This is a genomic window from Actinomycetota bacterium, assembly GCA_040905475.1.
In the GTDB taxonomy this organism is placed as follows: Bacteria; Actinomycetota; AC-67; order AC-67; family AC-67; genus DATFGK01.
The window spans coordinates 1-8,079 of sequence record JBBDRM010000045.1; the positions used below are offsets into that span (position 1 = coordinate 1).

Consider the following 8,079-nt stretch of genomic DNA (forward strand, 5'->3'; position numbering starts at 1 on the left):
AGACGAGCCGGGGTGACGTCGAACGCCGGATTGACGGCGTAGGTGCCGGGCGGAGCGACCGGCGTTCCGAGGACGCTGGTCACTTCGATCGCAGCGCGCTCCTCGATCGGGATCTTGTCGCCGCTCGGAACGGTGAGGTCGAGCGTCGAGGTTGGAGCGACCACCACGAAGGGGATGCCGGCGTCCTTGGCGGCGAGCGCGAGGCCGAACGTCCCCACCTTATTGACGACGTCGCCGTTGGCTGCGATCCGATCCGCGCCGACCATGACGACCTTCACCTCGCCGCGCGATATCAGCCCGGCTGCGGCACCGTCCGCGATGAGCGCGTGCGGGATGCCGAAACGCGCGAGCTCCCACGTGGTCAGCCGGGAACCCTGCATCAACGGCCTGGTCTCGGTCGCGAGGACCGCGATCTCCTTCCCCTGCTCGTGCGCGAGCCGGATCGCGCCGAGCGCCGTCCCGTAACCGCCCGTGCAAAGGAAGCCGGTGTTGCAGTGCGTCAGCACGACCGCCTTGGGTGCGATGTACCGTTGCGCGTTGTGCGCCATCTCGAGACACGCGTTCGCGTCCTCCTGGGCGATGCGGAGCGCCTCTTCCTCGAGCAACACGAGGAGCTTGTCGCGATCCGTGTCGCCGGCTCGCTCCCGCGCGACGCGTGCGACGCGCTCGATCCCCCACACGAGGTTCGCGGCGGTCGGCCTGGTTGCCGCCAGCTCGCGCGCGGCAAGCTCGATGTCCCGCAAGACCCCCGGGATGCCGGCCGCCTGCGACCGGAATGCGGCCTGAGCAACCCCCATGCCCCCCGCGATCCCGAGCGCCGGCGCCCCCCGGATGCTGAGCCTCCGGATCGCGTCGGCGAGCTCGGCCGTCGAAGCCAGCGTGAGGACGCGCTCCTCTTTGGGGAGCAGCGTCTGGTCGAGGATACGGATCGTTCCGGCGTCCCAATCGATCGCGCGCATGATCGCCCGGGAGTGTAGCGGGGCGAAGCGCCCCCCGACCGGGGTCTACAAGCCCGGGAGACGCGTGATCGGCTCGGTACGCCGCGCTCGCATCGCATCCAGGCGGGAACGAAGCGTCCGGCCGGCGACGGCTCCCAGAGCTCCCGAGGGGCCGGCATAGGCCGCAAGGCGGGCGAGATCCGCCGTGATCACCCGGAAGGCGCTGCGCTCCACCCACAGAACCTGGTTCTGGAGCCGGGTTCCGGCGTAGACGACCCACAACGCGAGCGTGGCCGCAACCGCACCGGCCGCGGCGGCGGTCCACATGTTCGAGCGCCGGGTAGCGCCGGTCACGAGGCCCCCCAGGCCGGAGGCGATCACGGGCCGCTGCCACGGATTGAAGAACGCGAGGTTCAGCAGCGACAGGCGCGGGACGATCGAGATCGCCAGCAGGCCGGCGACCAGGACACCGGCGGGGATACCTCCTACCGCCCGCCGAAGGCGGGACGGCGGGGTGCTCTTGTCGTGGCCGTTCGGGGAAGCCGGGAAGATCTCAACGGGCCGGAACGGACCATACGGCGGGTCGCCACCGCGTTGCGGCTCGTCCGTCACCGGCCCGGTGCTAGGTCCCCTCGCGCCAGGACGAGAGGTAGCGCTCCTGCTCGGGCGTCAACGAGTCGATCTCGATCCCGAGCGTTGCGAGCTTGAGGCGCGCGACCTCCCGGTCGATATCGTCCGGCACGTCGTACACGCGATCCTCGAGCGTCTTCGCGTTCTTGACGACCCATTCGGCGGAGAGCGCCTGGTCCGCGAACGACATGTCCATCACGACCGCCGGATGCCCCTCTGCGGCGGCGAGGTTGACGAGCCGGCCGTCGGCCAGCAGGTACACGCGACGCCCGTCGCCGAGCACGTACTCCACGACGTGCTCGCGCATCTCGCGAACGCTCGAGGCCAGCTCGCTCAGCGCCGGCTTGTCGATCTCGACGTCGAAGTGTCCGGTGTTCGCGAGGATCGCGCCGTCGTGCATCAGCTCGAAGTGCTCGCGGCGAAGCACACCCGTGTCGCCGGTCACCGTGATGAAAACGTCGCCGATGCGTGCCGCTTCCGATATGGGCATCGCGCGGAAGCCGTCCATCGTGGCTTCGAGCGCCTTGACCGCGTCGACCTCCGTCACGATCACCTGAGCGCCGAGCCCGCGCGCTCGCGTTGCGAGACCGCGACCGCCGTAGCCGTATCCGCAGATCACCACGGTCTTCGACGCCCAGAGGATGTTCGTCGCCCGGGTGATGCCGTCGAGCGTGGACTGTCCCGTCCCCCACCGGTTGTCGAAGAGTCGCTTGGTCGGCGTGTCGTTGACCGCCACGATCGGATACCGCAGCACGCCCTCGGCCGCCATCTGCCGGAGACGGATGACACCGGTCGTCGTCTCTTCGGTGCCGGCGATGATCTCGGAGAGCTGGTCCTCGCGCTTCGAGTGCAATACGGAGACGAGGTCGGCGCCGTCGTCCATCGTGATCACCGGACGCGCGTCGAGCACGGCATTGATGTGCCTGTAGTAGGTCTCGTTGTCCTCGCCCTTGATCGCGAACGTGTCGATGCCTTCGTCGGCGAGCGCCGCCGCGACGTCGTCCTGCGTTGAGAGCGGGTTGGATGCGGCGAGCGAAACCTTCGCGCCGCCGTCGCGCAGCGCTCGCATGAGGTTGGCCGTCTCGGTCGTGACGTGAAGGCACGCGGCAACGGCGAGCCCTTTCAACGGCTTCTCCTTGGAGAAACGGGCCCGGATCTCGCGAAGCACCGGCATGTTCAGCTCGGCCCACTCGATCCGCATGCGACCCTTGTCGGCCAGCTTGTGGTTGGCGATATCGGACATGAACTCTCCCTTTCTAACCGGGGGTTTCTCACCGGGTGTGCTTCGCTTCTTGAACCCCCGGACATCGGGGGTGCTGCGGGCCACTCAGCGTATCAGGTGAGCTCTGCTTTAAGGCGGTCGATCGGCTCGATCGGCGTTGGATCGACGGCCCTCAGGAACGCGAGGTAGACGCTCACCAGATCGCCCAGTTGAACCGCCGACGCGAGCCTCGCGAGGACCCCAGAACCGCGCGAATGCGCCTCAACGACCGTCCCGACCTGCCCGGTCACCAGTCGCAGCGCAGCGTCGAGCCGCGCGCCGACACGCGGATGCTCCGTCGAGGAGCGCAACGCGACGACGGCGTGGCGCTCGAGCAACTCGCTCAGATCCGAAAATCCGACGATCTCGTTGTGGGTCAGCTCCGACGCGACCGCCGCGTATGCGGGAACCTTCGCGTTCTCGTTCAGCTGCGTCTTCCATCGGGTCGCCGCGACCGAGAGGGGACCCTCTTGGCCCCAGATCACCGGGATGCGTCCCACGAGTGCTACGGCGATCTGCTTCGCGGGATTCCGCTCCGTCGGGACGCCGCTGGCGTGCGTCGCAGCCTGCTCGCGGAGCACCTCATCGGTTTCGACCAGGTCGGCGGTGAGATCGGGCAGAACGCCGAGCCGCTCCAGGATCACGAGCACACCACCGGCGAGATACGGGAAAGCGGCACGCGGCATCATGCCCCCGGCTGGGACGACGCACGGCGCGTCGTGCGCATGCGCGAGCTCTCCGAGCGCCCCGCCGGTCGCCACGGCGACGATCGGGGCGCCGCGGTCGTGAGCCTGACGGAAGCACGCCAGCGTCTCTTCCGTCCCACCCGAATAGGAGGACAGCACGACCAGCGTGTGCGGACCCGCGAACGCGGGGAGCTCGTACCCTTTCGCGACCGACACGGGTATCGCCGCGCGATCCGCGGCGAGACACGCGGCGACGTCGCCGGCGATGCCGGATCCACCCATGCCACACACGACGACCGAGGTGAGGTGGCCGTGATCGGGCAGATGCGAGAGGTCCACGGACCGAGCCCGAGCCACGGCGTCGCGCCAGTGTTCGTCCGCCGCCTCGACGGTGTCGAGCATGCCCCCGGGGTCGGCGGCGGCAAGACGTGCGGCGTCGTCGAGCACGCTCAGCGAGGCATCGTCGGCGGGGTCAGGACGGCTTGTCGGCCTCGTCGATCAGCATGATGGGGATGTCGTCGCGGACCGGGTACGCGTACCGGCACTTGCCCAAGCAGACGATCTTCTGCTCGGAGGCCTTGTATTCGACCTTCCCCTTGCAGTTCGGACAGATCAGGATGTCGAGAAGTTGCTGGTCCACGGCCATGTAGGGAACCTCCCGCTCGGCTCGGACCGCAGTCTACCCGCCGCGGATGATCGCGAGGAGCTCGTCCCGACGCGCCTCGCCGAGCGCTCGATCCGCCGCCTCGACATTGAGCCGGAGCAGCGGCTCGGTGTTCGAAGGCCGGAGGTTCAACCACCAGTCGTCGAACTCGACCGTGAGACCGTCCGTCCAGTCGCGCCGGTCTTCTGGGAACCGCTCCGACACCGCCTTCATGGCGGCCTCTTTGTCCGCGACCTCCATATTGATCTCGCCGGAGGCCCAGTAGCGGCGCAACGACGCCAGGATCTCTGACAAGGGCTTGCGCTGTATGGAACTCACCTCGAGCACGTGCAACGCAGCCAGCAGGCCGCAGTCGGCGAAGAAGTGATCGCGGAAGTAGTAATGGCCGGAATGCTCGGCGCCGAAGATCGCGCCGGCCTCGCGCATCACCGCCTTGATAAAGGAGTGCCCGACCCGCGAGCGGATCGGTTCGCCCCCCATCTCACGGATCGTCTCCGGAACGATCCGAGAGCTCGTGATCGAGTAGATGACCTTCTCGCCGGGATGCTTGGCGAGGATGGATCGCGCGACGAGCGCGGCGGTCAAAGAGCCCGACACGGGCTCGCCCTTCTCATCGACGAGGAAGACGCGGTCGGCGTCGCCGTCGAAGGCGAGCCCGACGTCGGCTCCACGATCGATCACCGTGGCGATGAGGTCCTTCAGGTTCTCCGGCTGGATCGGGTCGGCCGGGTGGTTCGGGAATGTGCCGTCGAGCTCGAAGTAGAGCGGGATGATCTCGACGTCGAGCTTGCCGAGCACGGCGGGCACGGTGAGCCCTCCCATCCCGTTCGCTGCGTCGACCGCGACGACGAGCTTCCGGATCGCCCTCACGTCGACGAGCGAGAGCAGGTGCGCGACATAGTCGCTCATCACGGAGATCCGCTCGACGGAGCCCGGCCGGCGTCCCGAGCCGAATTCGTTCGCGGCGACCATCCCCTTGATGTCGAGGAGGCCGGTGTCTTCGCCGATCGGGACCGCGCCCGGGCGACAGACCTTGATTCCGTTGTATGCGGCGGGGTTGTGCGAGGCGGTGAAGACGGCGCCCGGCAGATCGAACTTGCCCGAGGCGAAGTACACCATGTCGGTGGACGCGAGCCCGAGGTCGGCGACGTCGGCGCCCTGGGTCATCACCCCTGAGATGAACGCCGTCGACAGCGGCTCGGACGACGCGCGCATGTCTCGCGCCACGAGGATCCGCTTCGCGTGGGTGAGCTCGACCATCGCTCTGCCCGTGCGGTGCGCGACCTCTTCATCGAGCTGGTCGGGGTAAACCCCGCGCACGTCGTACGCCTTGAATATCGCGTCCAAGTCCATGAGCGGCTAATCCTAACGGTGCTTCCCCATGGAGCCGAGCAGCTCGCCGGCGACTCGTTCGATCGGACGGGCGCCGATCCGGGAGGCGATCGAGCGTGCTCGCCGCAAGGAGCGGCCCGCTTCGAGCCGAGCCAGCCGGGCCCGAACCCCGCCATCAGAGAGCGAAATCGCTCGCGATGCGGCGCCGAGGAAAAGCAGCGACTTCGCGATGTGCCTCCGCGCACCGGTTTTCTCGGCGGCCGCCAGCGCGGACCGAGCCCACCGCGCGGCCGCGGCGGGATGGCCGGCGAGGAGCTCTCGCTCGCAGCGGACCCATCGAAGCCGGACGGCCACCCTCCAGCCCCGGGCTCGCTCGGCGACGGCACGCCGGAGTGCTCGATCGACGGCAGCAAGGTCGCCGAGTCCGACCGAGTCCGCTGCCAGGCCGATCAGAAGGTGCGCGCGCAGCTCCCGTGAGGTCGCGCGGCGCAATGCGGACGACTCGATGGTTCGGGCTTGGGCGTGGCGACCGGTTTGGCGGAGGATCGAGCCGAGGGTCGCCGCAGCGCGGGCCTCGATCGCCGGATCGTTCGTCTCCGCGAGGACACGGCGGGCGGCGCGCTCCGCACGACCGAGTTCACCGGTCGCGGCGAGGAGGTACGCCCGCAGCCATCTCGCCTCGACCGTGGAAGTGCGTGACCTATCGAGCGAGCGGGCGGACGCGCGCAGGCGTCCGGCGAAAGCGAGGACGGTGGCGCGGTCGATCGGAGGCGGCCGGTCAGAGCGCACGGCCGAACGATACGGCTACTACGCGGTTGGAGGTTCCGACTGCTTGCGGCGAGCCAACTCAAGGACGTCGGGTAGATCGACGGGTGTTCCGTCCTTGTGCCACCAGCGCTTATCGCATCGATGACACGAGTAGAACGCAACACGGTCGCCGTGCTCGAGCGAGAGATTGATGTTGATCACGTCGCGCGATGCGCAACGCGGACACTCAAGACCTTGCGTTCTTCCCTCTCCCATCGCGGCCCCTTGTTCTCCCGTTCCCCCGAACGGGTCGTCGGAACCATACTGTTGGGAAAGCCCCTTGTCCGCTATGGCCCGACCGAGGCGTTTCTACCCTTCCATGCTGACTAGTGCTCGCATCGCCGCGGGCCCGACGATCAGTTCCGAGCGCCTTGGTTGGGAGCGCCCTCGGGCGTGGGGAGCGTCTTTCCGATGTACCTCGAGCGGAGCCGTCCGTCCTCCCGCCAGTACGCGTACCAGTAGGGGCCGTGAGGGCACCGGGTGCAGCCGCGCTTCCCGCAACGGACCGGCTCCTGACGGTAGGTGACGGCCGAACGGCCCGGCGCGTCCGGTCGTTCGAAATCCGGGCCGTCGCGGTGCAACAGGAGGCCGCGCACGAAGATCATCAGGCGCCGGAGGTCGTACTCGTCCAGCGTCCGGATGGATCGGATCAGCTCTCGGTCGATGGCCATGTCGAGGCTTATGTAGCGCCGTACCTAAGACAGGCTCACAGAGAACAGGCAACAACGCAAGGGCAGCTGGGGATCAGGCGCCGGACGCTTGGGCGCCGGAAGAGCTACCGGACCAGCCGTCCAGCCCCGGCCGGATCGGCGTCACCGGAGGGGGGACGACCCGGAGGTCTTCCTTCTTCCACCCGATCGGAACCGCGAGGCGTTCCGCGTGGGCCGCGCACAGGTCGTATGCAGCCGGATGAGGCTGCGAGATGAGGTCTTCGATCCAGACCACCATCTGCGCATACGCGAAGGTGAGCGACGCGGAAGCCGGCCAGCGGCACGCGTTGCGGGAGCACTTTCGGATGCCGGTTTTCTGCGCGGCGGCAGGAGGCCTCGCCATCGCGGGCCACCATAAATTACAGAGGTGTGTTTTTCAAGCGTATGGGAGGGTACAAGTCGAGCCGCCACCGGAACGGCTCCGAGCGTTCGAGCCGCCGTGCCCGGTGAGACCGAACCCCCGCGCGGCCAACCGAAGGCCACATCCCAGCAGGAGGAAGACCATTCCGAGCCCAACCAGAGCGCCCACATCCCCGCCCGTCCGGGCAAGGCCGTCGTCGGGCAACGCCGGGAGACCCTGCGGAGCACCGGACGGAGGCGAGTCGGGACCGGAGGTCGCCCCTCCCGGCACGCCGGCGGCCGGTGGAGGACGGAATGGGTCCTTGCCCTGTGCTTGGGCGGCATCGCCGAACGCACCCGCCAGGCCGACTGCGACCAGGAACAGCGCCACTCGCCTCATCGGCCCACGTTACGACCGGCCACGTTGAGGGACAAGAGGCTTTCCGTCTCCGCGTCTTACCCGACTATTCTGCTACCTAAGACGGTTTTGCATTTTCGACGCCCCCTCGCGTTCGAAAAAGGGCGCCGGGATCGCGACGGGGGTCGCACCAACTGTCGCTTCCCTTCAATGCCAAAACCGCGCGCAAAAATGAGAAGAGACCACGTAGATGGCCTCTTCAGATCCGTGCGCGCGGGCGGAACCCGCTGCTTATATCAAAAGTTGTACTCCGCGGTAGCTTTCGGGTCGCCCCTACTGACTTCCGCGGAGTAC

10 protein-coding genes are annotated in these 8,079 nt (G+C 68.0%); all 10 read right to left on the reverse strand.

The genetic code is table 11. The features are described 5' to 3' along the window. A partial coding sequence (gene mtnA / locus WEB06_03855) for an S-methyl-5-thioribose-1-phosphate isomerase (protein ID MEX2554750.1) occupies positions 1–959 on the reverse strand: 959 nt, incomplete at its 3' end. 45 nt (positions 960–1,004) lie between these two features. Next, complete coding sequence (locus tag WEB06_03860) at positions 1,005–1,550, reverse strand: hypothetical protein (protein ID MEX2554751.1); 546 nt, start codon at positions 1,548–1,550, stop codon at positions 1,005–1,007. A gap of 10 nt (positions 1,551–1,560) precedes the next feature. Then, positions 1,561–2,811 (reverse strand): adenosylhomocysteinase, encoded by a 1,251-nt coding sequence (gene ahcY / locus WEB06_03865; GenBank protein ID MEX2554752.1) that lies wholly within the window; start codon positions 2,809–2,811, stop codon positions 1,561–1,563. A gap of 92 nt (positions 2,812–2,903) precedes the next feature. Further along, positions 2,904–3,962: a bifunctional phosphoglucose/phosphomannose isomerase gene (locus tag WEB06_03870; protein MEX2554753.1), complete on the reverse strand. Its 1,059-nt coding sequence runs from the start codon at positions 3,960–3,962 to the stop codon at positions 2,904–2,906. A gap of 25 nt (positions 3,963–3,987) precedes the next feature. Further along, positions 3,988–4,161 (reverse strand): Trm112 family protein, encoded by a 174-nt coding sequence (locus WEB06_03875; protein MEX2554754.1) that lies wholly within the window; start codon positions 4,159–4,161, stop codon positions 3,988–3,990. Between the two features lie 33 nt (positions 4,162–4,194). Continuing rightward, positions 4,195–5,532: a phosphomannomutase/phosphoglucomutase gene (gene manB, locus WEB06_03880; GenBank protein MEX2554755.1), complete on the reverse strand. Its 1,338-nt coding sequence runs from the start codon at positions 5,530–5,532 to the stop codon at positions 4,195–4,197. A 12-nt stretch (positions 5,533–5,544) separates the two neighbouring features. Then, positions 5,545–6,300: a hypothetical protein gene (locus tag WEB06_03885; GenBank protein MEX2554756.1), complete on the reverse strand. Its 756-nt coding sequence runs from the start codon at positions 6,298–6,300 to the stop codon at positions 5,545–5,547. Positions 6,301–6,318: 18 nt separating this feature from the next. Continuing rightward, entirely contained in the window at positions 6,319–6,534 is a 216-nt protein-coding gene (locus WEB06_03890; protein ID MEX2554757.1) for a hypothetical protein, read from the reverse strand. A gap of 140 nt (positions 6,535–6,674) precedes the next feature. Continuing rightward, positions 6,675–6,989 carry a hypothetical protein gene (locus WEB06_03895; protein ID MEX2554758.1) on the reverse strand — a complete coding sequence of 105 codons (315 nt, stop codon included), beginning with the start codon at positions 6,987–6,989 and terminating at the stop codon, positions 6,675–6,677. A gap of 73 nt (positions 6,990–7,062) precedes the next feature. Further along, the gene (locus WEB06_03900; protein ID MEX2554759.1) at positions 7,063–7,371 is read right to left on the reverse strand and encodes a DUF3499 family protein; all 309 of its coding nucleotides are present in this window, start codon (positions 7,369–7,371) and stop codon (positions 7,063–7,065) included. Positions 7,372–8,079 lie beyond the last annotated feature (708 nt).

Excerpts from the sequence above, each read along its gene's own strand:
- ahcY (MEX2554752.1), bottom strand. The coding sequence starts at position 2,811 with ATGTCCGATATCGCCAACCACAAGCTGGCCGACAAGGGTCGCATGCGG.
- WEB06_03875 (MEX2554754.1), bottom strand. The coding sequence starts at position 4,161 with ATGGCCGTGGACCAGCAACTTCTCGACATCCTGATCTGTCCGAACTGC.
- manB (MEX2554755.1), bottom strand. The coding sequence starts at position 5,532 with ATGGACTTGGACGCGATATTCAAGGCGTACGACGTGCGCGGGGTTTAC.
- WEB06_03890 (MEX2554757.1), bottom strand. The coding sequence starts at position 6,534 with ATGGGAGAGGGAAGAACGCAAGGTCTTGAGTGTCCGCGTTGCGCATCG.
- WEB06_03895 (MEX2554758.1), bottom strand. The coding sequence starts at position 6,989 with ATGGCCATCGACCGAGAGCTGATCCGATCCATCCGGACGCTGGACGAG.
- WEB06_03900 (MEX2554759.1), bottom strand. The coding sequence starts at position 7,371 with ATGGCGAGGCCTCCTGCCGCCGCGCAGAAAACCGGCATCCGAAAGTGC.